The organism is Pseudomonas guariconensis, from assembly GCF_040822035.1.
GTDB lineage: Bacteria > Pseudomonadota > Gammaproteobacteria > Pseudomonadales > Pseudomonadaceae > Aquipseudomonas > Aquipseudomonas guariconensis.
On sequence record NZ_CP162012.1, the window covers coordinates 4,819,048 to 4,845,011 of the forward strand.

Here is a 25,964-nt window from a genome sequence, read left to right on the forward strand (position 1 = left end):
CAGGCGCCGGCGGGCAGAAGTCAGGCGCGCCAGCGCCAGCGGGCCAGGGCCTTGATGACTTTCATCCAGAATTTGCCGATGACCGCCACGGTGGACTCTCTGTCTTGTGAGGCTTGAAGGTCCGCCAACGTTATCCCAGTGGCCGGGACTAAGCAACCTGGCAGCAAGGCACGCAGATCGTCGATGACCAGGCTGGGCGACTCCTCGTCGATCGGCCGGCCATGGTTGTAGCCATAGCTCAGTCCTACACACTTGACGCCCGCCGCCTTGGCCGCCAGCACATCGCTGCGCGAGTCGCCCACGAACAATGCCTGCTCGGGGCGCACGCCGGCCATCTTCATGACGAACAGCAACGCGGCCGGATCGGGTTTTTTCTGAGGCAGGGTGTCGCCGCCGATGATCCAGCGGAAATAACGACCGATCTTCATCTGATCGAGCAGTGGCCCGACGAAGCGCTCGGGCTTGTTGGTGATCAGCGCCATTTCCACGCCGCGCTTGCGCAGCCAGCGCAAGGTGTCGCGTACACCGGGGTAGATCACCGTCAGGTCATGGCTTTGCCCATAGGCCTCCATGAACAGGGCCAGGCCCTGTTCGGCCAACGCATCGTCCACGGCATCGTGGTCCAGGCCACCGGCCAAGGCCCGACGGACCAGGACCTGGGCGCCATTGCCGACCCAGTGGCGTACGGCCTCCAGGCCCGCGGGTGGGCGCCCCATCTGGAGCAGCATGCGATCCACGGCGGCGGCAAGGTCAGGGACCGAATCGATCAACGTGCCATCCAGATCGAACATCACCAGCCTTGGCAGCGCTCCCGGGAACAGCTGCTCGAAGCCGCTCATGGGCGCGCCTGGGCCAGTTCGGCGCGCATTTTACCGATGACTTCCTGGTAGTCCGGCGCATTGAAGATCGCCGAGCCGGCCACGAAGGTATCGGCACCGGCGGCGGCGATTTCGCGGATATTGTTGACGTTGACGCCACCGTCGATCTCCAGGCGGATATCACGGCCGCTGGCGTCGATCAGCGCGCGGGCTTCGCGCAGTTTGTCGAGGGTGCCAGGAATGAACTTCTGGCCACCGAAGCCTGGGTTGACGCTCATCAAGAGCACCATGTCGACCTTGTCCAGTACGTATTTGAGGGCATCCAGGCTGGTGGCCGGGTTGAACACCAGGCCGGCCTTGCAGCCGCCATCGCGGATCAGTTGCAGGGAGCGGTCGATGTGCTGGGACGCTTCAGGATGGAAGGTGATGTAAGTGGCGCCTGCCTCGATAAAGTCGCCGATGATGCGATCGACCGGGCTGACCATCAGGTGCACGTCGATCGGCGCGGTCACGCCGTACTTGCGCAGGGCGCTGCAGACCATCGGGCCGATGGTCAGGTTGGGCACGTAGTGGTTGTCCATCACATCGAAGTGAACGATGTCGGCCCCGGCGGCCAGCACCTTGTCGACGTCCTCGCCCAGACGGGCAAAATCGGCGGAGAGGATGGAGGGGGCAATAGCGTAGGGCTGCATGGCGCACCTGTTGGCAGAAATCACGGTGGCGCGCATTGTAACTCAGGCAAGCCAATGAAGGCTGATTGGTATCAATGGGTGTCGACCAGTTGCTTCAATGCGGTGCAAACGCTTGGCGGGTGAACCCGCTCCCACAGTTTCAGCGTAGCCCTGTGAGAGCGGGTATTGATTCGGAACCGTCAGGTCGGCTGCTGGGTCCTCAGCTTCTCGCTGCGCCCGCGCAGCCACTCAAGGGTGAGCAACAGCACCACAGAGAAAGCGATCAGCAAGGTCGCGGCCGCGGCGATGGTCGGGCTGAGGTTCTCGCGAATGCCGCTGAACATCTGCCGTGGCAAGGTCGCTTGCTCAGGGCCGGCCAAAAACAGCGTCACCACCACTTCGTCGAAGGAGGTGGCGAAGGCGAACAGCGCGCCGGAGATCACACCTGGGGCAATCAACGGCAGGGTCACCCGACGGAAGGTAAGCAGCGGCGAGGCACCGAGACTGGCGGCAGCCCGCACCAGGTTCTGATTGAAGCCCTGCAGCGTGGCCGACACCGTGATGATGACAAAGGGCACGCCCAGCACCGCATGCACCAGGATCAACGAAACGAAGCTGTTGCCCATGCCCAGTGGCGCGAAGAACAAGTAGCTGGCCACACCAATGATCACCACCGGCACCACCATCGGCGAAATCACCAGGGCCATGACCAACGACTTGCCCGGGAAGTCCCCGCGGGTCAGGCCGATGGCGGCCAGGGTGCCGAATACCATCGCCAGCACGGTGGCGGCCGGGGCGACGATGATGCTGTTCTTGAGTGATCGCATCCATTCGGCCGAGGCGAAGAAGTCCTGGTACCAGTGCAGCGAGAAGCCTTGCAATGGGTACACCAGGAAGCTGCCGCTGTTGAATGACAACGGCACGATCACCAGCACCGGCAACACCAAGAACAACAGAATCAAACCGCAGAGAATACGCAGGCTGTAGAACCAGACCCGCTCCACGGGCGACATGTAAGGGCTCAGCATGACAGGGCTCCTCAGCTCAGGCGCAGGCGGCTGGCGCCGACCAGCCAGCTATAGATCAGGTACAGCACGACGGTGGCCAGCAGCAACAGTCCGCCCAGGGCGGTAGCCATGCCCCAGTTGATACTGGTGTTGGTGTAGAAGGCCACGAAGTAGCTGACCATTTGGTCGTTCGGGCTGCCCAGCAGCGCCGGGGTGATGTAGTAGCCGATGGAGATGATGAACACCAACAGGCAACCGGCCCCCACACCCGCATAGGTCTGCGGGAAGTACACGCGCCAGAAGCTGGCGAACGGATGGCAGCCCAGGGAGATCGCCGCACGCATATAGCTGGGCGAGATACCTTTCATGACGCTGTACAGCGGCAGGATCATGAACGGCAGCAGGATGTGCACCATGGCGATGTACACACCGGTGCGGTTGAACACCAACTCCAGCGGCTCATCGATGATGCCCATGGCCATCAACGCACTGTTGATCAAGCCACCGGACTGCAACAGCACGATCCAAGCAGCCACCCGCACCAGGATCGAGGTCCAGAACGGCAGCAGCACCAGGATCATCAGCAAATTGCTCTGCCGGGTCGGCAGGTTGGCCAGCAGGTAGGCCAACGGGTAGGCCAGCACCAGGCAGATTGCGGTGATGACCACCCCCATCCAAAGGGTTCGGGTGAAGATGTCCAGATAGATGGCCTGGTCTGGCGTGGCCTTGGCCAGTTCGCCCAGGTCGTCGATGCGATGGTCCAGCGCCGCCAGAAGGTAGAACGGTGTCACTGCACTGGTATTGCGACGGATCGCCTGCCAGTACGCAGGGTCGCCCCAGCGCTCGTCGAGCGTCTGCAGGGCATCTTTATAAGAACTAGGCTCGGCCTTGAACGGCAACGCCCGTGCAGTCTTCGCCAGCAGGCTGCGGTAGCCGGCCAACTCCATGTTCAGGCGTTTGGAGAGATCGCCCAGGGTCTGTTTCTTGCGTGACTCCGCCAGGTCCTGGCTGAGCACCTTGTACACGTCCTCGCCCGGCAGGCCCTTGCCATCCCATTGCGCGATGGCCTCGACGGTGCGCGGCAGGCCGTTGACCACCTCGGGGTTGCCGACGCTCTTGTACAGCAGTGCCGCAATCGGCACCAGAAACACCAGCAACAGGAACAGCGCCAGCGGCGCGATCAACGCCTGCGCCTTCCAACGGTTGACCCGCTCGGCATGCTTGAGGCGCTGCTTGAGGCTTTTACCTGCGCCTTCGTTCAGGGGCACTGCAATGGCCATGGCGAACTCCGAAAATCTGGGGAACGATGAGCGCCGCCTTAAAGGCCGGCGCTCCGTCAACGCGGCTTACTTCTTCGCCGCCCAAGCGTTGAAGCGTTGCTCCAGCTGCTCGCTGTTGTCGGCCCAGAAGGCCACGTCGATCTGCACCTGGTTGGCGATGTTCTCAGGCGTGGTCGGCATGTCCTTCTTCACCGTGTCCGACAGCAGGCTGACAGCCTTGGTATTGGCCGGGCCGTAGGCGATGTTCTCGGAGTAGGTCTTCTGCTGCTCGGGCTGGACGCTGAAGGCGATGAACTTCTTCGCCAGGTCGGTATCCTTGGCGCCTTTCGGGATGGCCCAGGCGTCGAAGTCGTAGATGCCGCCGTTCCAGACGACCTTGAGGTTGCTCTCTTTCTGCACCGCGGCGATCCGGCCGTTGTAGGCCGAGCTCATGACTACGTCACCGGAGGCCAGATACTGTGGCGGCTGGGCGCCCGCCTCCCACCACTGGATGCTTGGCTTGATCTGGTCGAGTTTCTTGAAGGCGCGATCCTGGCCTTCTTTGGTGCCCAGCACCTTGTACACATCCTTGGGCGCCACGCCGTCGGCCATCAGGGCGAACTCAAGGGTGTACTTGGCGCCCTTGCGCAGGCCACGCTTGCCCGGGAATTTCTGGGTATCCCAGAAGTCAGCCCAGCTGGTAGGTGCGGTCTTGAGCTTGTCGGCGTTGTAGGCCAGCACCGTGGACCACACGAAGAAGCCCACGCCGCACGGCTGGATGGCGCCCGGCACGTAGTCGGCCTCGTTGCCGAACAAGGCCGGGTCCAGCTCCTCGAACATGCCCTCGTCACAACCGCGGGCCAGTTCCGGCGACTCCACTTCCACCAGGTTCCAGGAGACACTGTTGGTGTCGACCATGGCTTTGACCTTGGCCATCTCGCCGTTGTATTCACCGGCGACAATCTTGCCTTTGCCTGCCTTCTCCCATGGCTCATAGAACGCCTTGACCTGGGCAGCCTTGTTGGCACCGCCGAAGGACACCACGGTCAGATCCGCAGCCAGGGCTTGGCCGGCGGCGAACAAGCCGAGGGCCAGGGCGGTCAGTTTCAACTGCTTGTGCATTATTGTTCTCTCCACAGTTAAGGGTTGGTGAAGCAAACCATCAATGGGCTTCGGCAATCGGATCGAGCGCGCGGGCGTGCTCCACCTCCCAGCCAAGCGGTACCACATCGCCCACAGCCAGGGCCGGGTCGAGTTCGGCGATCGGCTGCTTCACGAAGAAGTCACCCTTGCCGCAGACTTCCAGACGAACCCGCACGTGGTCGCCCAGGTAGATGAATTCGGCCACGCGGCCGGAGAAGCGATTGACGCAACTTTCGCTGTGGCCGTTGAGGCGCACGCGCTCGGGGCGGATCGACAAGGTCACAGGATCACCCGCCTCGCCGACGTTCACCGCCAAGGCCTCGACCCGCTCCCCACGGGCCAGCTGAACCTGGCAGCGTTCGCCATCACGGGACAGCAAGGTGCCGTTGAGGCGATTGTTCTCGCCGATGAAGTTGGCCACGAAGGTATTGCGCGGCTCTTCGTAGAGGGTGCGCGGCGGGGCGATCTGCTGGATCTCGCCTTGGTGGAATACCGCTACCCGGTCGGACATGGTCAGCGCCTCGCCCTGGTCGTGGGTCACGTAGACCACGGTCACGCCCAGACGCTGGTGGATGTGCTTGATCTCCATCTGCATGTGTTCACGCAGCTGTTTGTCCAGCGCGCCGAGCGGCTCGTCCATCAACACCAATTGCGGCTCGAACACCAGTGCGCGGGCCAGGGCCACACGCTGCTGCTGGCCACCGGACAACTGGCCCGGGTAGCGCTTGGCGAAAGCATCGAGCTGGACCATCGTCAGCACGCGCTTGACCCGCTCGCTGATGTCGGTCTTGCTGAGGTTGCGCACGGTCAGAGGAAACGCCAGGTTCTCCTCCACGGTCATGTGCGGGAACAGCGCGTAGTTCTGGAACACCATGCCGATGTCACGCTTGTGCGGCGGCACGTTGTTGATCGAGCGCCCGGCCAGCTGGATTTCACCCGCGGTAGGAGTCTCGAAACCGGCCAGCATCATCAGGCTGGTGGTCTTGCCCGAGCCGGACGGACCGAGCAGGGTCAGGAACTCACCCTTGCGGATGTCCAGGTTGAGGTCTTTGACGATCAGCGATTCGCCGTCGTAGCTTTTCTGCACACCGCGGAAGCTGACCAGGATCTCGCCGGTGGCAGCGTTCGAATTCGCCTCGCTCATGCCTGCACCTTCTTGTTGGAATGACTGCGTAGGCAAAGACTAGAGAAGGCGCAAGCCCGGGAAAATCGGGGGTGCTGAGAGAATGCCATCATCCGGATGGAAGATTTGTTGTAGGGCGATCCCTACAAGAGTGGCGGGATTGGGACAGTGCGCCAGCCCAGCATCCCCCGCTCTGGGAGCGGCTATACCCCCGACGAGATCAGCCCAGGCAACGCGAATCGCAGGCCCAGCCCTTTCATGGGCAAACCCGCTCCCACAAGCGAAGGGCCGGGCATAAGAGCACAGCTGTCGCAACCAGAACACTCACACCAGTTTGTGCTCCATCGCGTACTTCACCAGCTCCGCCAGGGAGTTCACCTTGAGCTTCTGCATCAAGCGCGCCTTGTGGGTGCTGATGGTCTTGCTCGAGAGCGCCAGCTGCTGGGCGATGTCGTTGACGTTGGCGCCTTGGGCAAGGCGTTCGAATACCGAGAACTCGCGCTCCGACAGCAGCGTATGCAAGGGCCGGGTCTCGGTCAGACCGACCTCGAAGACCATGCGGTCCGCCAGCGCCGGGTCGATGTAGCGTCCGCCAGCGGCCACCCGCCGGATAGCGGTGAGCAGTAGGGCCGGGTCGCTGTCCTTGGTGGCATAGCCTGCGGCGCCGGCCTTCAGGGCTCGGGCGGCCATCTGCGCTTCGTCATGCATGGACAGCATCAGGATCGAGGGCGGGTTGTGCTGCGCCCGAATACGCGGGATCGCCTCCAGGCCGTTCACCCCAGGCATGGAAATATCCAGCAGCACCACCTCACAGGGCGTATGACGCAGGGTCTCGAGCAGTTGCTCGCCGTTGCCGGCTTCGCCCACCACCTGCATGTCCTTGGCCAGGCCGATCAGCTGTTTGATGCCCTCGCGGACAATCGTGTGGTCTTCGGCCACTAGCACGCGTATCACAGTCGTTCTCCCCTACCCCAACGGAATGGTCACACTCAGGCTACAACCTTCACCCGGCTCGCTGTCCAGCGTCATGCCGCCGCCCAGCATCAGGACCCGCTCGCGCACGCCCACCAGGCCGAAGGACGTTGGCCTGGCCTGATCGCAGCTGAACCCCACACCATCGTCGATGACCGTCATGCGCAGACAGCCCTCCTCGCGCGCCAGCTCGATCTGCACGGTATGGGCCTGGGCGTGGCGCATGACATTGGTCAGTGCCTCCTGCAGGATCCGGAACAGGCCGGTGGCCTTGGCGTCACTCAATGCTGGCAGATTGTCCGGCACCTGGACCAGACAGGGAATCTGCGTACGCGCCTCGAAGCGCCGTGCCTGCCATTCGATGGCCGAGGCGATGCCGGCATCGAGGATCGGCGGACGCAAGGCCGTGGCCACGTCGCGCACCAGCTGGAACAACTGCGCGATCAGGCGCTTCATGCTGTCCAGACGCTCATTCAGGCCAGGGTCGAGTTGGGCATAGGCCAGCTCGCACATGGACACTTCGAGCTTGAGCACGGTGAGCATCTGCCCCAGTTCATCATGGACTTCCCGGGCAATCCGCGCTTTTTCCTCTTCACGCACGCTCTCCAAGTGCGCCGAGAGCTCACGTAACTGCTCCTGGGACCGCGCCAGCTCCAGCTCGACCCGCTTGCTCTGGGTGATGTCCCAGACAATGCCGTCCCACACCACCCGGCCGTCGGCCAGGCGCCGGGTGCTGGCCTTGATGTCGGCCCAGCGCTGTTCGCCCTGACGGGTGAGGATCCGCCCCTGCCAGGACCAGTCTTGGTCGGTGGCCAGTGCCAAGTCCTGGACCCGGTGGTAATCGGCACGGTCCTCGGGATGGACCAAGTTGCGAAGGCCCATGTCCGGATGCTGGATCTGGGCTGGCGCATAGCCAACCAGCGCTTCGCTGCCCTCACTGATGTATGGAAACTCCAGATCACCTTCGGCCGGATCGCGCTCCAGACGGAACACCAGCCCAGGGACGTTGCCTGCGATGCCCTTGAGCCGGGCGTCGCTTTCGCGCAACGCCGCCAGGGCGCGGCGGCGCTCGGTAATGTCGGTGATGAACATCACCAGGTACTCGGCATCGCGAAAACGCAGAAAGCTCAGCGACAGTTCCACCGGTAACAGGCTGCCATCGCTGCGCAGGCATTGGGTCTCGAACGGCTCGACCCCTCCATCGCCGGTGCGCACGCGTTTCCACAACTGCAACCAGCGGTCCATGTGCAGGTTGGGCTCGAAGTCGATCAGCGGCCGGTCCAGCAACTCGCCCTCACCCCTGCCGAGCATGCGCTCGGCGGCGTGGTTGGCGTAGCGCACATGGCTGTCCCAGTTGACCCAGAGAATGCCGACCGTGCTCTGGTCGATGGAAAACTGGCTTAGGCGCAGCGCCTCTTCGCGCGTCTGGCGTTCGGCCAGGGTTTCCCGCGTGGCCAGCAGGTTGCGCTCAAGCTGGTGCTGCTGACGCCGTTGCCAGAGCAGCGTGACCACTGCACAGATGAGCAACAGGCCGAACAACGACGCCAGGTTCTGCCAGAAGCCTGCGGTGTCGCTCAGCCGTGGGTATTTCGGTTGCAGCCAGCGCTGGTGCAGCTGTTCCAGCTCCTTGGCAGGAATGCCCTGCAAGCCGCGCTCCAGGACATCGGCCAGGATCGGCCAGTCGCGCCGCGAGCCGACCCGAAGCAGTTGCGGCAGGCCAATGTCACCGACCACCGCCAGTTCGCCGAACTCGCTTTCCCGAGACAACCCGCTCAGGCGTGCTTCATCCATGACCGCGAAACTGGCCTGGCCACCGAGCACCAATTGCAGGGCCTGGCGCTCGTTGGGCACGCCCTGCAGGTTGAGGTTGACGTAGTTGGCCCGCAGGTAATCGGCCAAGGCGCTGGGCATGCGCACCGCCACCCGGTCGTTGGCGCCCAGGTTTTCCAGCTCGACCGCCACCGCTCCGGTGCGCAGCCCGACGACCATTTGCGGCACACGCATGTAGGGATCGCTGAACGACCAGAGGCGCAAGCTGGCCGGGGTCTGGGTCAGACCGGGCGCGAAATCGATCTCACCGGCTTGCAGGGCATGTTCGAGTGCTGCCTGATCCGGGAAGTTGCGCCACGTCAGGTCCAGCCTGAGCAGCCGCGCCAGCGCATTCACGATCTCGACATTGGCACCATAGAACTGCTGCAGCCGACGATCGAACTGGGCATAGGGCGCCTGCAGCACCAGGCCGACCCGCAGGTTGCGATGGTCATCCAGCCATTGCTGCTGAGCCGGCTCCAACACCACCGAAGGCTCAGGCGCGGGCCTTGCCAAGGCGATCAAGGGCAGCAGCAACCAGCCGATAACCAACAGGCAACGCATTCGCTTCATCTACACGCTCGTCTGGGCAAGGACGGCCGATGCGCATGGCCGTCACGGACAAATACTATTAGGCTGCCGGTATCATTCTGGCCTTGGGTTGATTCATGTTCACACTTTATCGCACGACGCTGGCCATTTGCTGCCTGGCCACGATCCTACCGCTCGGCACACAGGCCGCCGAACCTCAAACACCTCCCGCCGCCGCAGAGTCGCCCACGGCGCCCGCACCTCGCCCACCCCTGGCCGAACGCAGCCAGGAAGATGCCCAGGCGCTCGAACGTACCGTGCCCAAGGCCGAACAGCAAACCTTGCAGGCGGGCGCCGAAAGCTTCCTCGCTTTGTGGAAGCCGGCCAACGATGCCGACCCCAAGGGCGCTGTGATCATCGTCCCGGGTGCCGGTGAAAACGCCGACTGGCCCAATGCTGTCGGGCCGCTGCGGCGCAAGTTTCCCGATGTCGGCTGGCACAGCTTGAGCATCAGCCTGCCGGACCTTGTCAGCGAGAGCCCGCAGCCGCGAGCCGAGAGCAAGCCTGCCCCTGAACCTGAAAAGGGCGAAGGCGAGTCGGCGCCCGCCAAGGACACGCCGGAAGATGCCAACGCCAACGTTGCCCAGGCCACGGCCGCCGAAGCCGATGCGGCCGACAGCACCGATGCCAAGGAAGCCGCCGAGCAAAACGATCCGGCCGATGCCGAGCGCATCTTCGCCCGCCTCGACGCCGCAGTGGCTTTTGCCCAGCAGCACAATGCGCGCAGCATCGCCCTGGTCGGCCATGGCAGCGGCGCTTATTGGGCCGCGCGTTACCTCAGCGAGCGACAGCCGCCACAGGTGCAAAAGCTGGTGATGATCGCCGCGCAGACACCGGCCCAGGTGGAACAGGACCTCGAAGCTCTGGCGCCCACCGTGAAGGTGCCGACCGCCGACGTCTACTACAGCACGCAGCCGCGTGACCGCCGTGCTGCCGAGCAGCGCCTGCAGGCCAGCAAGCGGCAGAAGGACAGCCAGTATCGGCAGCTGTCGCTGATTGCCATGCCGGGGAATGCGGCGGCGCAGCAGGAGCAGCTGTTCCGCCGGGTACGTGGGTGGCTGATGCCTCAGGAGTGATCGGAGGGGCTGCCTTGCAGCCCATCGCGGCCGCGCGCCCGCCCCAGGTCAGAGGCGTCAAAGCCCGCGCCGCTTGCGCACCAGGGCATAGGCCTGGTGCAGCTCACGGGTGCGCTCGGTCGCCTCGCGCACTTGCGCGTCGCTGGCCCCGCTGCCGGCGAGCTTGTCCGGATGATGCTTGCTGACTAGCCGGCGATAGGCTTGTTTGACGTGCTCGATCTCGCTGTCCGCCTCGACCCCGAGTAGGCGCAGGGCTGCTGCGTAGGTCAACACGGCGCCCTCCGGAGCCGCCTTGCGCGGTTCGTATTCAAGAGCCAGCGCCTGGATCTGAGTCCGCGACAGGCCTAGCCGGCGCCCCCACTCCAGCAGCAGCTCGCGCTCACGCATCCCCGCCTTGCCATCCGCCCAGACCATCCGCCAGCAGGCGCGTAGGGTGCCTTCAGCGGCATGGGGCTGTTGCTTGATCCGCTGCAAATAGCGCCCCACACGCACCTTGCCCGACTTGCCACGATTGAAGGCGGCGATTGCCCGTAACCGAGCCGGCTCGGCCATATCCAGACGGGTCATTTCCTGGCGGGCCTGCTGGATGTGTCCATCCACGACACGGCCATCGCTCTTGGCCAGTCGCCCGAGCAGGACGAATAGCAATTCCTCGTCACGCAATGCCGGGCGTCCGCCCAGACGCTCACGCAGGTCTTCCCAGCCCTCCAGACGCAAGCGCCGGTCCATGGCCTGGCCAAGCAAGGCCCCGAGCAACGCACCGGGGATGCTGGCCACGGCGAAACCGGCGCCGGCACCTATCAATGTGCTTGGCCACCACATATCAAACGCGCTCGCCGATCAAACGCTCGACCTCGGCCAGGCGCTCTAGGGTGCCGACATCGACCCAGCGCCCCTGGAAGTGCTCACCGCTCACCCGCCCCTTGGCCATTGCATGGCGCAGCAATGGCGCGAGCTTGAACGCGCCGGGCTCACAGCCTTCGAACAATGCAGGATCGAGTACGGAGATGCCGCTGAAGGTCAGGGTGCCAGGTGCCTCGTCGCCATCGACAACCGAATCGCCATCCAGACGAAAGTCACCACGGCCGTGATGGCCTGGATTGTCGACCAGTACCAGGTGCGCAAGCCGCCTCATGGGCACGCGCAGCCGGGCGAAGTCGTAGTCGGTCCAGATATCGCCGTTGACCAGCAGAAACGGCGCATCGCCCAACAACGGCAGCGCCTTGAAGATCCCGCCACCGGTTTCCAGCGGTTCGCCCTCGGGCGAGTAGCGAATGTGCAGGCCGAACCGGGCACCGTCGCCCAGGTGATCCTCGATCTGCTGGCCCAGCCAGGCGTGGTTGATCACCACCTCGGTGAAGCCCGCCTTGGCCAGCGCCTGCAGGTGATATTCGATCAATGGCTGGCCTGCCACTGGCACCAGTGGCTTGGGAGTATGCAAGGTCAGGGGACGCATGCGCTCGCCCTTGCCCGCTGCCAGGATCATAGCCTTCATGAACGCGCTCCGGCCTTCAGCTCGGCGATCAGTTGCCCCAGTTCGGCCAGCTCGGGACGACGGCTGATCACTTCATCTATATAGGCGAAGAATCGCGGCACGTCAGACAGATATCGCGGCTTGCCGTCGCGGTGGCAGATACGGGCGAAGATGCCGATGACCTTCAGGTGACGCTGCACGCCCATCAGGTCACTGGCGCGGTGGAAGTCCTCGAAGTCGGCCTGCACGGGGATGCCGGCCGCTTGGGCTTTCTGCCAGTAATCGCGTAGCCAGCCCTCGACTCGCAGCTGGGGCCAACTGACGAACGCGTCTTTGAACAGGCAGGTGATGTCATAGGTCACCGGGCCGTAGACGGCGTCCTGGAAGTCCAGCACGCCAGGGTTCGGTGTGCTCTGCATCAGATTGCGCGGCATATAGTCGCGATGCACCAGGACTTTGGGCTGGGCCAGGGCACTGTCGATCAGCAACTGACTCACCCGCTGCCAGGTCGCCTGCTGCGAATCGGTGAACGTCAGGCCCAGCTCGCGCCCGACGTACCATTCGGGGAACAGCTCCACTTCGCGGCGCAGCAGGGCGACATCGTAGCTGGGCAACGGCGCGTCCATCGGCAGGCGCTGGAAGGCCAGCAAGGCGTCGATGGCATCGGAGAACAGGGCATCGGCATTGCCGGCATCGATGACATCCAGGTAGGTCTGACGGCCCAGATCCCCCAGCAACAGGAAGCCACGCTCCAGATCCTGGGCGTGGATGGCCGGCACGTGCACGCCGGCCCTGGCCAGTAGATGATCGATGTCGACGAAGGGCCGGCAATTCTCTTGTGGCGGCGGCGCATCCATGATCACGAAGCTGCGTGCGCCCCCCTGCCAGCGGAAGTAGCGACGGAAGCTCGCGTCGCTGCTGGCGGCGGTCAGGGCGCCTTCTGGCACCTCGCCCCAGGCGTTTTCACGGAAAAGACGGTCAAGCTGCTCATCGAGCCAAGCGGTCAGTTGTTGCAGGCGTACATCGTGATCGGGCATTACAAGGGTCTCCGACGGCCCTAGCCGTCAAGCGGGTCATGCTTTATTATCCAGCATCTTTTTCAGACCATCGAGAGGCGTGCGGCCCCACACGCGGGCAGATGGCACGCAGGAAGCCCGGACTAATAAGATGGCATTGAAATCCCCCGCGTTTCGTAGAAAGTTTCCGTTGCTGGTGACTGGCGGTCTGCTGGCTCTGCAACCTCTGGCCACGTCATACGTGGTGGCAGCCGAGCAGTTCGACTGCCAAGTGTCCGCCTCCGGTGGTTGGGACTGCAAGCCCAAGACCACGGCCAACAACCTGCCGCCGCGCCCAGTGCATGAAGGCGCCGCGCTGAGCTCGGGCGGTGACGCCCAGGTCGCCGAGACCGACGCCGATGGCGAACCCAAGCCGGTGCTGGTCACCGAGAGCAAGGGCCGCGGCCTGAAGTCGCGTAGCGAAGACTACAGCCACCTTGACTGGGTTCCCCGCGACAAACTCACCGCCGCCCAATTGGCTGAGACCGGTCCGTACTGCGGTGGCGCCTACATCGAGCCGTCGCGTCCTGGCATGGATGACACCACGCCCAAGGACGAAGCGCCGACCTACCTGAACGCCAAGGTCTCCCGCTACCAGCAGGAGCAGCAGATCGCCACCCTCGCCGGTGACGTGGTCATGCGCCAGGGCAGCATGCAGGTCCAGGCCGACGAGGCCAACCTGTACCAGGCCGAGAACCGCGGCGAGCTCAAGGGCAACGTCAAGCTGCGCGACAATGGCTCGCTGGTCGTCGGCGACCAGGCCGAAATCCAGCTGGATACCGGCGAGGCCAAGGTCGACAACGCCGAATACGTGATGCACAAGTCGCACATTCGCGGCAACGCGCTGTACGCCAAGCGTGGCGAAAACGCCATCATCCGCCTCAAGGACGGTACCTACACCACCTGTGAGCCGGGCAGCAACGCATGGCAGCTCAAGGGCAACAACATCACCCTGAACCCGGCCACCGGCTTCGGTACCGCGACCAACGTCACCCTGCGGGTCAAGGATTTCCCGGTGTTCTATACACCGTACATCTACTTCCCGATCGACGACCGTCGCCAGTCCGGCTTCCTGCCGCCGTCGTTCAGCACCAGCAGCGACACCGGCTTCATGCTGGTCACGCCGTACTACTTCAACCTGGCGCCAAACTACGACGCCACGCTGTACCCGCGCTACATGGCCAAACGCGGCATGTTGATGGAAGGCGAATTCCGCTACCTCACCAAGTCCAGCGAAGGCCAGCTCGGTGCTGCGTACCTGAACGACAAGAACGACGATCGTAAAGATCAGACCGACTACAAAGAACAGCGCTGGATGTACAACTGGCAGCACAAGGGCGGGCTGGATTCGCGCTTGATGAGCGAGGTTGACTACACCGACATCAGCGACCCGTTCTACTTCCAGGATCTGGAAACCGGTCAGATTGGTGTTGAAAGTCGGGATGTGGTCAACCAGCGCGGTACCCTCACCTATCGTGGTGATAGCTACCAGGCACGCTTGAATCTCCACGCCTACGAAATGGCTACTCTCTCGCGAGTAACGCCATACAACAGGCTGCCACAGATCACCTTCGACGGCCTTCTGCCATATCATCCTGGAGGGTTCGACCTCAGCTACCATACCGAAGCCGTGCGGTTCGATCGGGATCTGAAGGACGATTTCGTTTTAAATGAAGACGGCCTACCTGATACCTCCGCCGGGGCACCAGGAAGACGCCTTGACCAGAACGTTTTCGGGCTTGCTCGCTCGAATGGTACTCGCCTAACTGCAGCACCAGCCATCAGTTTGCCAATGGAAGCCAGCTACGGCTTCCTCACGCCAAAACTGAAGTATGTTTACACGCACTATGACCTCGACCTGGATAGCAAAGGCAAAACCGATCTCGCGAATGCCAGCCAGCAAACGCGTGATCTGCGAGGCGACTTCTCCAGCAGCCAGAACCGTAGTGTGCCTATTTTTAGCATCGATAGCGGTCTGTACTTCGACCGCAATACCCAGTGGTTTGGCAAAAACTACCGTCAAACCCTAGAACCGCGCCTGTTCTACCTCTACGTCCCTTATGAGGACCAGAAGGACATCCCTGTCTTCGACACTGGCGAAACCTACTTCAATTACGCTTCACTGTTCCGCGACAACCGCTTCAGCGGCTCCGACCGCATCGGCGATGAGAACAAACTCTCCCTGGGTGTGACCAACCGCTGGATCGAGGAAAACGGCTTCGAGCGTCAGCGCTTCAGCATCGGCCAGGCCCTATACTTCCGAGATCGTAAGGTGCAGATGCCAGGCATAGACTGGCGTACACGTGCCGACTCGCAGTCGGACGTATCGCCCTACGCCCTGGAGTACCTGTTTGCCTTCAACCGCGACTGGCGTTTCAACTCCGAATATAACTGGGATCCGGACAGTCGCAGGCCACGCTCCGGTAGCGCCATGTTCCACTACCAGCCGGAAGACAACCCGAACAAGGTCATCAATGCTGGCTACCGCTACCGCAACGACCTGGTGCGCTACGACTCGCTCACAGGCACTTGGAACGCAGGAGGCAACCCCGACTATGGCACTCCAGGCAGCCCGAACTACGTCAAGGACTACTACAAGATCCAGCAGCACGACTTCTCGATCATCTGGCCGATCGTCCCCCAGTGGAGCGTGATCGGTCGCTGGCAGCATGACTACAGCCGTAACCGCACCCTGGAAGCCATGGGTGGTTTCGAGTACGACAACTGCTGCTGGAAGCTGCGTCTGATCAACCGTTACTGGATCGACTACGACGACTTCAGCCAGGCACTGCCGCAAAACGAGAAGGGCGACCACGGCGTCTTCTTGCAAATCGTCCTCAAAGGCCTCGGCGGCGTTGTGGGCAACAAGGTCGAGACGTTCCTCGACGAAGGCATTCAAGGTTACCGTACACGTGAAGACCAAGCTTATTGATCGACTGCGCCCGCTGCTGCTGGGCGCTGCATTGCTGAGTGGCGCGGTGCATGCCGCGGTACAACCTCTGGACCGCGTGGTGGCCATCGTCGACAACGACGTGGTCATGCAAAGCCAACTGGATCAACGCATCCGCGAAGTGCAGCAGACCATCGCCAAGCGCGGCGGCGGCGTGCCCCCGGCCGGAGCCCTGGAGCAGCAAGTGCTGGAGCGCCTGATCGTCGAGAATCTGCAACTGCAGATCGGCGAACGTTCGGGCATCCGCATCACTGACGAAGAGCTCAACCAGGCCATCGGTACCATTGCCCAGCGCAACGGCATGAGCCTCGATCAGTTCCGTGCCGCCCTGGCCCACGATGGCCTGTCGTTCGACGACGCCCGTGACCAGGTCAAGCGCGAGATGATCATCAGCCGCGTGCGCCAGCGCCGTGTGGCCGAGCGTATCCAGGTCTCCGAACAGGAAGTGAAGAACTACCTCAACTCCGACCTGGGCAAGATGCAACTGTCGGAAGAGTACCGCCTGGCCAACATCCTGATCCCGACCCCGGAAAGCGCAAACTCCGAGGCGATCCAGGCGGCCGCCCGCCAAGCCGGTGACGTTTACCAGCAGCTCAAGCAAGGTGCGGACTTCGGCCAGATGGCCATCGCCCGCTCCGCCAGCGAGAACGCCCTGGAAGGCGGTGAGATGGGCTGGCGTAAAGCCGGCCAACTGCCGCCTGATTTCGCCAAGATGTTGAGCAGCATGGCCGACGGCGACATCACCCAGCCAATCCGCATCCCCAACGGCTTCATTATCCTCAAGCTCGAGGAAAAGCGTGGGGGCAATGCCAGCGTGCTGCGTGACGAAGTCCATGTTCGCCATATCCTGATCAAGCCAAGCGAGATCCGCAGCGATGCGGCCACCGAGCAACTGGCCGAGCGCCTGTATGAGCGCATCAAGAACGGCGAAGACTTCGGCGAGCTGGCCAAGAGCTTCTCGGAAGACCCAGGTTCGGCCCTCAACGGTGGCGACCTCAACTGGGTTGACCCCAACAGCCTGGTGCCGGAGTTCCGCGAACAGATGGCCAACGCCCCCCAGGGCGAAGTGACCCGTCCGTTCCGTACCCAGTACGGCTGGCACGTACTGGAAGTGCTGGGCCGCCGCGCTACCGACAGCACCGAGCAAGCGCGTGAACAGCAGGCCCTGAGCGTGCTGCGCAACCGTAAGTACGATGAAGAGCTGCAGACTTGGCTGCGTCAGATCCGCGACGAAGCCTACGTTGAAATCAAGCTGCCTGGCGCCGACCAGGCCGCCCAGTGAAGCCCCTGCGCTTCGCCGTCACGCCCGGCGAGCCGGCCGGCATAGGCCCAGACCTGTGCCTGCTGCTGGCCGCCGAGGCTCAGCCTCATCCCTTGATCGCCATCACCAGCCGTGACCTGCTCGCCGAGCGGGCCACGCAGCTGGGGCTGGCTGTCAATCTGCTGCCGGTCATCCAAGGCGCCTGGCCCGACCAACCCGCCCCCGCCGGCAGCCTGTATGTCTGGGATACGCCATTGGCCACCCCGGTTGTACCCGGGCAGTTGGACAAGGCTAATGCCGCGTTCGTGCTGCAGACCTTGACCCGCGCTGGCCAAGGCTGTCTGGATGGGCATTTCGCCGGCATGATCACCGCACCGGTGCACAAGGGCGTGATCAATGAAAGCGGCATCGCTTTCTCCGGCCATACCGAATTTTTGGCTGACCTTACCCACACCAACCAGGTGGTGATGATGCTGGCCACCCATGGATTGCGCGTGGCGCTGGTGACTACCCACCTGCCCCTACGTGACGTCGCCGACGCCATCACCGCCGAGCGCCTGGAGCGGGTCACGCGGATCCTGCATGCCGACCTGCGCGACAAGTTCGGTATCGCCCAGCCCCGCATCCTGGTTTGCGGTCTCAACCCGCATGCCGGCGAAGGCGGTCACCTGGGCCGCGAAGAAATCGACATCATCGAGCCCGCCTTGCAGCGCCTACGCAGCCAAGGCATGGACCTGCGTGGTCCGCTACCGGCCGATACCCTGTTTACCCCCAAATATCTGGAGCACTGCGATGCGGTGCTGGCGATGTACCACGACCAGGGCCTGCCGGTACTCAAGTACAAAGGCTTTGGCGCCGCAGTCAACGTGACCTTGGGCCTGCCGATCATCCGCACGTCGGTCGACCACGGCACCGCCCTGGACCTGGCTGGCAGCGGCAAAGTCGACACCGGCAGCCTGCGTGTCGCCCTGGAAACCGCCTACCAGATGGCCGAGAACCGACCATGACCGAGCAATACCAACACCGGGCGCGCAAGCGCTTCGGCCAGAACTTCCTGCACGACGCCGGCATCATCGACCGCATCCTGCGTGCCATCAATGCCAAACCCGGCGAGCATCTGCTGGAAATCGGCCCGGGCCAAGGCGCCCTGACCGAAGGCCTGCTGGGCAGCGGCGCCCAACTGGACGTCGTCGAGCTGGACAAGGACCTTGTGCCGATTCTCCAGCACAAGTTTGCAGACCGGGACAACTTCCGCCTTCACCAGGGCGATGCCTTGAAGTTCGACTTCAATCAGTTGGGCGTGCCTGAGCGCAGCCTCAAGGTGGTGGGCAACCTGCCCTATAACATCTCCACCCCGCTGATCTTCCACCTCTTGGAACACGCCAACCTGATCCGCGACATGCACTTCATGCTGCAAAAGGAAGTGGTCGAGCGTTTGGCCGCCGGCCCAGGAGGCGGCGACTGGGGCCGCCTGTCGATCATGGTGCAGTACCACTGCCGCGTGGAACACTTGTTCAACGTCGGCCCTGGCGCCTTCAACCCGCCGCCGAAAGTGGACTCAGCCATCGTCCGCCTGGTACCGCATGAAACCCTGCCGCGCCCGGCCAAGGATCCACGCCTGCTAGAACGCATCGTGCGCGAGGCCTTCAACCAGCGTCGCAAGACCCTTCGCAACACCCTTAAAGGGCTGCTCGACAGCCAGGCCATCGAGGCCGCGGGTGTCGATGGCAGCCTGCGTCCAGAACAACTGGATCTCGCGGCGTTCGTACGCCTGGCCGACAAGCTGGCCGAGCAGCCAAGCGCCAGCTAAGCACACGCCATTGGTGTGGCCCCATCGCGCAGACAAACCCGCGATGGGGCCGATAATGTCTACAAGCGACGCCAGGCCCTGCATAACTGGCCTCAAGCCCCGTCCATGGCCTAGACTGCAACCATTGCAGTATTTGCGTCCGCTCGTCCAAGGCCTTTGCATGTCAGACCCCCGCTATCAGATCGACGTCAGCGTCGTGACCCGTTACCTCAAAGAACAATCCGATCCCGACAACGACCGCTTTGCCTTCGCCTACACCATCACTGTGCAAAACAACGGCACGCTCAAGGCCCGCCTGGTCTCACGCCACTGGCTGATCACCAACGGTGACGGGGAAGTCGAAGAGGTTCGCGGGGCGGGTGTGGTCGGCCAGCAACCGCTCATCGAGCCAGGCGACAGCCACACCTACAGCAGCGGCGCGGTGCTCACGACCCGTGTCGGTACCATGCAGGGCAGCTACCAGATGTTCGCCGAGGACGGCAAACACTTCGATGCGCCTATCGCGCCGTTCCGCCTGGCCGTGCCTGGAGCACTGCACTGATGGCGGTGTACGCGGTCGGCGACCTGCAGGGCTGCCTGCAGCCGCTCAAGTGCTTGCTCGAACGCGTGCACTTCAACCCCGCCGTGGACCGCCTGTGGCTGGTAGGCGACTTGGTCAACCGCGGCCCCGAGTCCCTCGAGACCCTGCGCTTTCTGTATTCGATCCGCCAGTCGCTGGTGTGTGTGCTGGGCAACCATGACCTGCATCTGCTGGCAGCCTGGTACAACGTCGAGCGCTTGAAGAAGAGCGACACCCTGCGCGAGATCATCGAAGCACCAGACGCCGACCAGCTGTTCGACTGGCTGCGCCAGCAGAAGCTGCTGCACTATGACGAGGCACGCGGTATCGCCATGGTCCACGCCGGCATCCCGCCCCAGTGGACCCTGGGCAAGGCGCTCGAACTGGCGGCCGAAGTGGAGGAAGTGCTGCGCGACGACACTCGCCTGCAGCTCTTTCTCGATGGCATGTACGGCAACGAGCCGAACAAATGGAGCAAGAACCTGACCGGCGTCGAACGCCTGCGGGTCATCACCAACTATTTCACCCGCATGCGCTTTTGCACTGCCGAGGGCAAGCTCGACCTCAAGAGCAAGGAAGGCCTGGACAGCGCCCCCAAGGGCTATAAGCCCTGGTTCGCCCACAAGGACCGCCGCTCACGTCATGTGAAGATCCTCTTCGGCCACTGGGCCGCCCTGGAAGGTCGTGTCGATGTCCCCGATGTCATCGGCCTGGACACCGGATGCGTCTGGGGTGGCGCCATGACGCTGTACAACGTCGACAGCGGCGAATTCCACCGCTGCGAGTGCGCCGACGATGGCACCCCACGCCAATCGGCATAACCGACTAGACTTAACGATCAGCCCCGAAGGAAACCGACCCATGAGCGAATTCAAGCGCATCCCTCCCGAGCAGGCCCTGGCCTTGCGTGAGCAAGGTGCGGTGGTCGTCGACATTCGCGACCCACAGGCGTTTGCTGCCGGCCATATCAGCGGCGCCACACATCTGGATAACCATTCGGTCGCGGAGTTCATCCGCAATGCCGACCTCGATGCACCGACCCTGGTGGTCTGCTACCACGGCAATTCCAGCCAGAGCGCCGCGGCCTATCTGGTGGGCCAGGGCTTTTCCGAGGTGTACAGCCTCGATGGCGGCTTCGAGCTGTGGCGCAACACCTACCCGGCTGAAACCGCTCAAGGCGGCGCCGAATAAAATTTTTCATTTTCCCGCAGCCCGCGCCACGTGCGGGCTTGGGCCTTTCCTGACGAACGGTCGTGAGTATCTTCTCGGCCTCGCGCCCTTGACCTCCCGTATAACCAACTATCCTTAAGCCCAGGCCATCCAAAAAAGGGGAGAGCCGGTACACCGGCGTGCGGGTCATCGGTAGCGTTTCTACGGGTGTTCTGGGGGGTATACAGCAATCGGCCAGCCCGGTTGCATGCCAGCATCATGCTGACTGATCCGGCGTCGGCTCCAACGTATCGAGCGAGGTGACGTCATGAGCATTTTTAGCCACTTCCAACAACGTTTCGAGTCAACCCGCCAGGAAGAATTCTCGCTGCAGGAGTACCTCGAGCTGTGCAAAGAGGATCGCAGTGCCTATGCATCGGCGGCCGAACGGCTGTTGCTGGCCATAGGCGAACCAGAGCTGGTCGATACCTCAACGAATTCCAGGCTGTCGCGAATCTTCTCCAACAAGGTAATAAGGCGCTATCCGGCCTTTGCCGACTTCCACGGCATGGAAGAATGCATCGACCAGATCGTCTCGTACTTCCGCCATGCCGCACAGGGCCTGGAAGAGAAGAAACAGATCCTGTACCTGCTGGGCCCGGTGGGTGGCGGCAAATCGTCCCTGGCCGAGAAGCTCAAGCAGCTTATGGAGAAGGTCCCTTTCTACGCCATCAAGGGCTCCCCGGTGTTCGAATCGCCCCTGGGGCTGTTCAATGCCAGCGAAGACGGCGCCATTCTTGAAGAAGAATTCGGCATCCCGCGCCGCTACTTGAACACCATCATGTCCCCGTGGGCCACCAAGCGCCTGCAGGAGTTCGGCGGCGACATCTCCAAGTTCCGGGTGGTCAAGCTCTATCCTTCCATCCTCAACCAGATCGCCATCGCCAAGACCGAACCAGGCGATGAGAACAACCAGGACATTTCCGCCTTGGTCGGCAAGGTGGATATCCGCAAGCTCGAGGAATTCCCGCAGAACGACGCCGACGCCTACAGTTACTCGGGCGCGCTGTGTCGGGCCAACCAGGGCCTGATGGAGTTCGTCGAGATGTTCAAGGCGCCGATCAAGGTCCTGCACCCGCTGCTCACCGCCACCCAGGAAGGCAACTACAACAGCACCGAAGGCCTCGGAGCGATCCCCTACTCCGGGATTCTGCTGGCCCACTCCAACGAATCGGAATGGCACACCTTCCGCAACAACAAGAATAACGAGGCGTTCATCGACCGGATCTACATCGTCAAGGTGCCGTACTGCCTGCGTGTCAGCGACGAAGTGAAGATCTACGACAAACTGTTGATCAACAGCTCGCTGGCCAAGGCCCACTGCGCACCGGACACCCTCAAGATGCTCGCGCAGTTCACCGTGCTGTCACGCTTGAAGGAGCCGGAGAACTCCAACATCTACTCGAAGATGCGCGTCTACGACGGTGAGAATCTCAAGGACACCGATCCGAAGGCCAAGTCGATCCAGGAATACCGCGACGCCGCCGGTGTCGATGAAGGCATGAACGGCCTGTCGACCCGCTTCGCCTTCAAGATCCTCTCCAAGGTGTTCAACTTCGATCCGCATGAAATCGCCGCCAACCCGGTGCACCTGCTCTATGTGCTCGAACAGCAGATCGAACAGGAGCAGTTCCCTGCCGAAGTACGCGAGCGTTACCTGCGTTACCTCAAGGAATACCTGGCTCCCCGCTACATCGAGTTCATCGGCAAGGAGATCCAGACCGCCTATCTGGAGTCCTACAGCGAATACGGCCAGAACATCTTCGACCGCTACGTGCTGTACGCCGACTTCTGGATCCAGGACCAGGAGTACCGCGACCCGGAAACCGGCGAGATCCTCAACCGCATTGCCCTCAACGAAGAGCTAGAGAAGATCGAGAAGCCGGCCGGCATCAGCAACCCGAAAGATTTCCGCAACGAGATCGTCAACTTCGTGCTGCGGGCGCGAGCCAACAACAACGGCAAGAACCCCAGCTGGCTGAGCTACGAGAAGCTGCGCGTGGTGATCGAGAAGAAAATGTTCTCCAACACCGAAGACCTGCTGCCGGTCATCAGCTTCAACGCCAAGGCCAGCAAGGAGGATCAACAGAAACACAACGACTTCGTCACCCGGATGGTGGAGCGTGGCTACACCGACAAACAGGTTCGCCTGCTGTCGGAATGGTATCTGCGGGTCAGGAAATCGCAATAAAGCGGCAAGCGACAAGCCGCAAGCTGCAAGCTGTCCGGCGCCAGGCGACGTCTCGCGCCACAGCTTGCAGCAGCGGTGGCTGCTCATTCTTGCAGCTTGAGGCTTGCAGCTGCATCCAGTCACCGGAGGGACCATGAGCTACGTAATCGACCGACGCCTGAACGGCAAGAACAAGAGCACGGTCAACCGCCAACGCTTCTTGCGGCGGTACCGTGAGCACATCAAGAAAGCCGTCGAAGAGGCCGTGAGCCGCCGCTCCATCATGGACATGGAGCATGGCGAGCAGATCAGCATTCCGGGTCGTGATATCGACGAACCCGTGCTGCACCATGGTCGTGGCGGCAAACAGACCATCATCCACCCCGGCAACAAAGAGTTCACCGCAGGCGAGCATATCCCCCGGCCACAGGGTGGCGGAGGGGGTGGCGGCCGCGGCAAGGCCGGCAATTCCGGGGAGGGCATGGATGATTTCGTGTTCCAGATCACCCAGGAAGAATTCCTCGAATTCATGTTCGAGGACCTGGAACTGCCTAACCTGGTCAAGCGTCACCTGACCGGCGCCGACACCTTCAAGACCGTGCGTGCAGGCATCGCCAACGAAGGTAACCCCTCGCGCATCAACATTGTCCGCACCCTGCGCTCGGCCCACGCCAGGCGTATTGCCCTGACCGGCAGCAGCCGTGCCCTGCTACGCGAGGCCCAGGCTGAGCTCGCCCGCCTCAAGGTCGAGGAGCCGGACAATTTCACCGATATCCAGGCCACCGAGGCCGAAATTGAACGCCTCAAGGCACGCATCAACCGCCTGCCCTTCCTCGACACTTTCGACCTCAAGTACAACCTGCTGGTCAAGCAGCCCAACCCCAGCTCCAAAGCGGTGATGTTCTGCCTGATGGACGTGTCCGGCTCCATGACCCAGGCCACCAAGGACATCGCCAAACGGTTTTTCATCCTGCTGTACCTGTTCCTCAAGCGGAACTACGATCGCATCGAGGTGGTATTCATTCGCCACCACACCAGCGCGCGCGAGGTGGACGAAGAAGAGTTCTTCTACTCCCGTGAAACCGGCGGCACCATTGTTTCCAGCGCACTCAAGCTGATGCAGGAAATCATGGCCGAACGCTACCCGGCCAGCGACTGGAACATCTATGCCGCCCAGGCCTCGGACGGCGACAACTGGAACGACGACTCGCCGATCTGCCGCGACATCCTCTCCAAGCAGATCATGCCGCATGTGCAGTACTACACTTACGTCGAGATCACTCCTCGCGAACACCAGGCGCTCTGGTATGAATACGAGCGCATCGGCGAGGCTTTCCCAGATACCTTCGCCCAGCAGCAGTTGGTATCGGCCGGTGATATCTACCCGGTCTTCCGTGAACTCTTCCAGCGCAGGTTAGCCACATGACCGCCAGAGAGCAGAGACGCCAACCCATTTCCACCGGGTCCGAGTGGACGTTCGAGCTTATCCAGGCCTATGACCGCGAAATCAGCCGCCTGGCCGAGCGCTACGCCTTGGACACCTACCCCAACCAGATCGAGGTGATCACTGCCGAGCAGATGATGGACGCCTATGCCTCCGTCGGCATGCCGCTGGGCTATCACCATTGGTCCTACGGCAAGCAGTTCCTCAGCACGGAGAAGTCCTACAGCCGTGGCCAGATGGGCCTGGCCTACGAGATCGTGATCAACTCCGATCCGTGCATCGCCTATCTGATGGAAGAAAACACCATGTGCATGCAGGCGCTGGTGATCGCCCATGCCTGCTATGGCCATAACAGCTTCTTCAAGGGCAACTACCTGTTCCGCACCTGGACCGATGCCAGCTCGATCATCGATTACCTGGTGTTCGCCAAGCAGTACATCGCCCAATGCGAGGAGCGCCACGGCATCGATGCCGTCGAAGACCTCATCGATTCCTGTCACGCCCTGATGAACTACGGCGTCGACCGTTACAAGCGCCCCTACCCCATTTCTGCCGAGGAAGAGCGTCGGCGGCAGAAAGAGCGCGAGGAGCACCTGCAACGGCAGATCAACGACCTGTGGCGCACCATCCCGAAGGGTTCGGAAAAAGGCAATGAACGCGATGATGTGCGCTTCCCCGCCGAACCGCAGGAAAACATCCTCTATTTCATCGAAAAACACGCGCCGCTGCTCGAGCCCTGGCAGCGCGAAGTGGTGCGTATCGTGCGTAAGATTGCCCAGTACTTCTACCCGCAGCGACAGACCCAAGTCATGAATGAAGGCTGGGCGACGTTCTGGCATTACACCCTGATGAACGACCTCTACGATGAAGGCCTGGTGACCGAAGGCTTCATGATGGAGTTCCTGCAGTCGCACACCAGCGTGGTGTTCCAGCCGGGCTTCGACAGCCCTTACTACAGCGGTATCAACCCTTATGCTCTGGGTTTTGCGATGTACACGGACATCCGTCGCATGTGCGAACACCCTACGGAAGAAGATCGTCGCTGGTTCCCTGACATCGCCGGCAGCGACTGGCTTTCCACCCTCAAGTTCGCCATGAGCAGCTTCAAGGACGAAAGCTTCATCCTGCAATACCTCTCGCCCAAGGTGATACGAGACCTCAAGCTGTTCAGCATCCTGGATGACGACCAGCGCGACGACCTGTTGGTACCGGCGATCCACGACGAAGCTGGCTACCGGATCATCCGAGAGCAACTGGCCGCCCAGTACAACCTGGGCAATCGCGAACCCAACGTGCAGATCTGGAGCATCGACCGTCGCGGCGACCGCTCCCTGACCCTGCGCCACCAGCAGCACAATCGCAAGCCGCTGGGCGACTCCACCGAGGAAGTGCTCAAGCACCTTCATCGCCTGTGGGGCTTCGATATCCACTTGGAAACCGTGCAAGGCGACCAAGTCATGAAGACCCATCACATGCCTCCCCGGGGCGACCAGAGCGAAGCGGGAGAGTACGGTCGCATGGACCTGGCAGTGGTCCACCACCTCTAGAGCCCCCTTCCGTAGC

General features: G+C 62.4%; 22 protein-coding genes. 11 read left to right on the top strand and 11 right to left on the bottom strand.

Translation table 11 applies throughout. The annotated features are described in order from the left end of the window. Positions 1-20 precede the first annotated feature (20 nt). From AB1N67_RS22450 to AB1N67_RS22485, 8 genes are all read right to left on the bottom strand, one after another. Entirely contained in the window at positions 21-839 is an 819-nt protein-coding gene (locus AB1N67_RS22450) for a phosphoglycolate phosphatase (protein WP_043210424.1), read from the bottom strand. Next, the gene (rpe, locus tag AB1N67_RS22455; RefSeq protein WP_367863392.1) at positions 836-1,510 is read right to left on the bottom strand and encodes a ribulose-phosphate 3-epimerase; all 675 of its coding nucleotides are present in this window, start codon (positions 1,508-1,510) and stop codon (positions 836-838) included. Before rpe ends, AB1N67_RS22450 begins: the two co-directional genes overlap by 4 nt. Before the next feature lie 179 nt (positions 1,511-1,689). Then, on the bottom strand, positions 1,690-2,517 hold the full coding sequence (locus tag AB1N67_RS22460) for an ABC transporter permease (RefSeq protein WP_043210420.1): 828 nt from the start codon (positions 2,515-2,517) through the stop codon (positions 1,690-1,692). An 11-nt stretch (positions 2,518-2,528) separates the two neighbouring features. Then, positions 2,529-3,776: an ABC transporter permease gene (locus AB1N67_RS22465; protein WP_043210418.1), complete on the bottom strand. Its 1,248-nt coding sequence runs from the start codon at positions 3,774-3,776 to the stop codon at positions 2,529-2,531. Positions 3,777-3,842: 66 nt separating this feature from the next. Continuing rightward, complete coding sequence (locus tag AB1N67_RS22470) at positions 3,843-4,877, bottom strand: ABC transporter substrate-binding protein (protein WP_102081039.1); 1,035 nt, start codon at positions 4,875-4,877, stop codon at positions 3,843-3,845. A 40-nt stretch (positions 4,878-4,917) separates the two neighbouring features. Then, the gene (locus tag AB1N67_RS22475) at positions 4,918-6,042 is read right to left on the bottom strand and encodes an ABC transporter ATP-binding protein (protein WP_043210413.1); all 1,125 of its coding nucleotides are present in this window, start codon (positions 6,040-6,042) and stop codon (positions 4,918-4,920) included. A 303-nt stretch (positions 6,043-6,345) separates the two neighbouring features. Continuing rightward, positions 6,346-6,975 (bottom strand): response regulator transcription factor, encoded by a 630-nt coding sequence (locus AB1N67_RS22480; RefSeq protein ID WP_043210412.1) that lies wholly within the window; start codon positions 6,973-6,975, stop codon positions 6,346-6,348. A 12-nt stretch (positions 6,976-6,987) separates the two neighbouring features. Continuing rightward, positions 6,988-9,375: a PAS domain S-box protein gene (locus AB1N67_RS22485; RefSeq protein ID WP_367863393.1), complete on the bottom strand. Its 2,388-nt coding sequence runs from the start codon at positions 9,373-9,375 to the stop codon at positions 6,988-6,990. A gap of 95 nt (positions 9,376-9,470) precedes the next feature. Here AB1N67_RS22485 and AB1N67_RS22490 point away from each other — a divergent pair, with 95 nt between their 5' ends. Next, a complete protein-coding gene (locus tag AB1N67_RS22490; protein WP_090346203.1) occupies positions 9,471-10,469 on the top strand; it encodes an alpha/beta hydrolase family protein in 999 nt (332 codons plus the stop codon). Between the two features lie 57 nt (positions 10,470-10,526). On the opposite strand, the gene AB1N67_RS22495 is transcribed toward AB1N67_RS22490, so the two are convergent. The 3 genes from AB1N67_RS22495 to AB1N67_RS22505 are packed head-to-tail and all read right to left on the bottom strand — an operon-like array spanning position 10,527 to position 12,980. Further along, positions 10,527-11,291, bottom strand: coding sequence for a TerB family tellurite resistance protein (locus tag AB1N67_RS22495; protein ID WP_043210406.1), 765 nt, complete (start codon positions 11,289-11,291; stop codon positions 10,527-10,529). Position 11,292: 1 nt separating this feature from the next. Then, positions 11,293-11,964, bottom strand: coding sequence for an N-acetylmuramate alpha-1-phosphate uridylyltransferase MurU (murU, locus tag AB1N67_RS22500; protein WP_182941895.1), 672 nt, complete (start codon positions 11,962-11,964; stop codon positions 11,293-11,295). Further along, the gene (locus AB1N67_RS22505) at positions 11,961-12,980 is read right to left on the bottom strand and encodes an aminoglycoside phosphotransferase family protein (RefSeq protein WP_182941897.1); all 1,020 of its coding nucleotides are present in this window, start codon (positions 12,978-12,980) and stop codon (positions 11,961-11,963) included. Before AB1N67_RS22505 ends, murU begins: the two co-directional genes overlap by 4 nt. A 130-nt stretch (positions 12,981-13,110) precedes the next feature. Here AB1N67_RS22505 and AB1N67_RS22510 point away from each other — a divergent pair, with 130 nt between their 5' ends. The 10 genes from AB1N67_RS22510 (at position 13,111) to AB1N67_RS22555 (ending at position 25,948) form a co-directional block, all read left to right on the top strand. After that, complete coding sequence (locus AB1N67_RS22510) at positions 13,111-15,930, top strand: LPS-assembly protein LptD (RefSeq protein ID WP_367863394.1); 2,820 nt, start codon at positions 13,111-13,113, stop codon at positions 15,928-15,930. After that, the gene (gene surA / locus AB1N67_RS22515) at positions 15,911-17,230 is read left to right on the top strand and encodes a peptidylprolyl isomerase SurA (protein WP_043210397.1); all 1,320 of its coding nucleotides are present in this window, start codon (positions 15,911-15,913) and stop codon (positions 17,228-17,230) included. The genes AB1N67_RS22510 and surA overlap by 20 nt, the downstream gene beginning before the upstream one ends. Then, entirely contained in the window at positions 17,227-18,216 is a 990-nt protein-coding gene (pdxA, locus tag AB1N67_RS22520) for a 4-hydroxythreonine-4-phosphate dehydrogenase PdxA (protein WP_317847674.1), read from the top strand. The genes surA and pdxA overlap by 4 nt, the downstream gene beginning before the upstream one ends. Next, positions 18,213-19,019: a 16S rRNA (adenine(1518)-N(6)/adenine(1519)-N(6))-dimethyltransferase RsmA gene (gene rsmA / locus AB1N67_RS22525; RefSeq protein ID WP_367863395.1), complete on the top strand. Its 807-nt coding sequence runs from the start codon at positions 18,213-18,215 to the stop codon at positions 19,017-19,019. Before pdxA ends, rsmA begins: the two co-directional genes overlap by 4 nt. 160 nt (positions 19,020-19,179) lie before the next feature. Then, positions 19,180-19,560, top strand: a complete 381-nt coding sequence (apaG, locus tag AB1N67_RS22530; RefSeq protein ID WP_043210391.1) for a Co2+/Mg2+ efflux protein ApaG — start codon at positions 19,180-19,182, stop codon at positions 19,558-19,560. Next, entirely contained in the window at positions 19,560-20,399 is an 840-nt protein-coding gene (locus AB1N67_RS22535) for a symmetrical bis(5'-nucleosyl)-tetraphosphatase (protein WP_043210389.1), read from the top strand. The genes apaG and AB1N67_RS22535 overlap by 1 nt, the downstream gene beginning before the upstream one ends. Positions 20,400-20,439: 40 nt before the next feature. Continuing rightward, positions 20,440-20,769: a thiosulfate sulfurtransferase GlpE gene (gene glpE / locus AB1N67_RS22540; RefSeq protein WP_043210386.1), complete on the top strand. Its 330-nt coding sequence runs from the start codon at positions 20,440-20,442 to the stop codon at positions 20,767-20,769. 286 nt (positions 20,770-21,055) lie between these two features. Next, complete coding sequence (locus AB1N67_RS22545; protein WP_043210384.1) at positions 21,056-22,978, top strand: PrkA family serine protein kinase; 1,923 nt, start codon at positions 21,056-21,058, stop codon at positions 22,976-22,978. A gap of 133 nt (positions 22,979-23,111) precedes the next feature. Further along, the gene (locus AB1N67_RS22550) at positions 23,112-24,383 is read left to right on the top strand and encodes a YeaH/YhbH family protein (protein ID WP_043210382.1); all 1,272 of its coding nucleotides are present in this window, start codon (positions 23,112-23,114) and stop codon (positions 24,381-24,383) included. Further along, entirely contained in the window at positions 24,380-25,948 is a 1,569-nt protein-coding gene (locus AB1N67_RS22555) for a SpoVR family protein (RefSeq protein ID WP_043210380.1), read from the top strand. The genes AB1N67_RS22550 and AB1N67_RS22555 overlap by 4 nt, the downstream gene beginning before the upstream one ends. Positions 25,949-25,964: the final 16 nt, after the last annotated feature.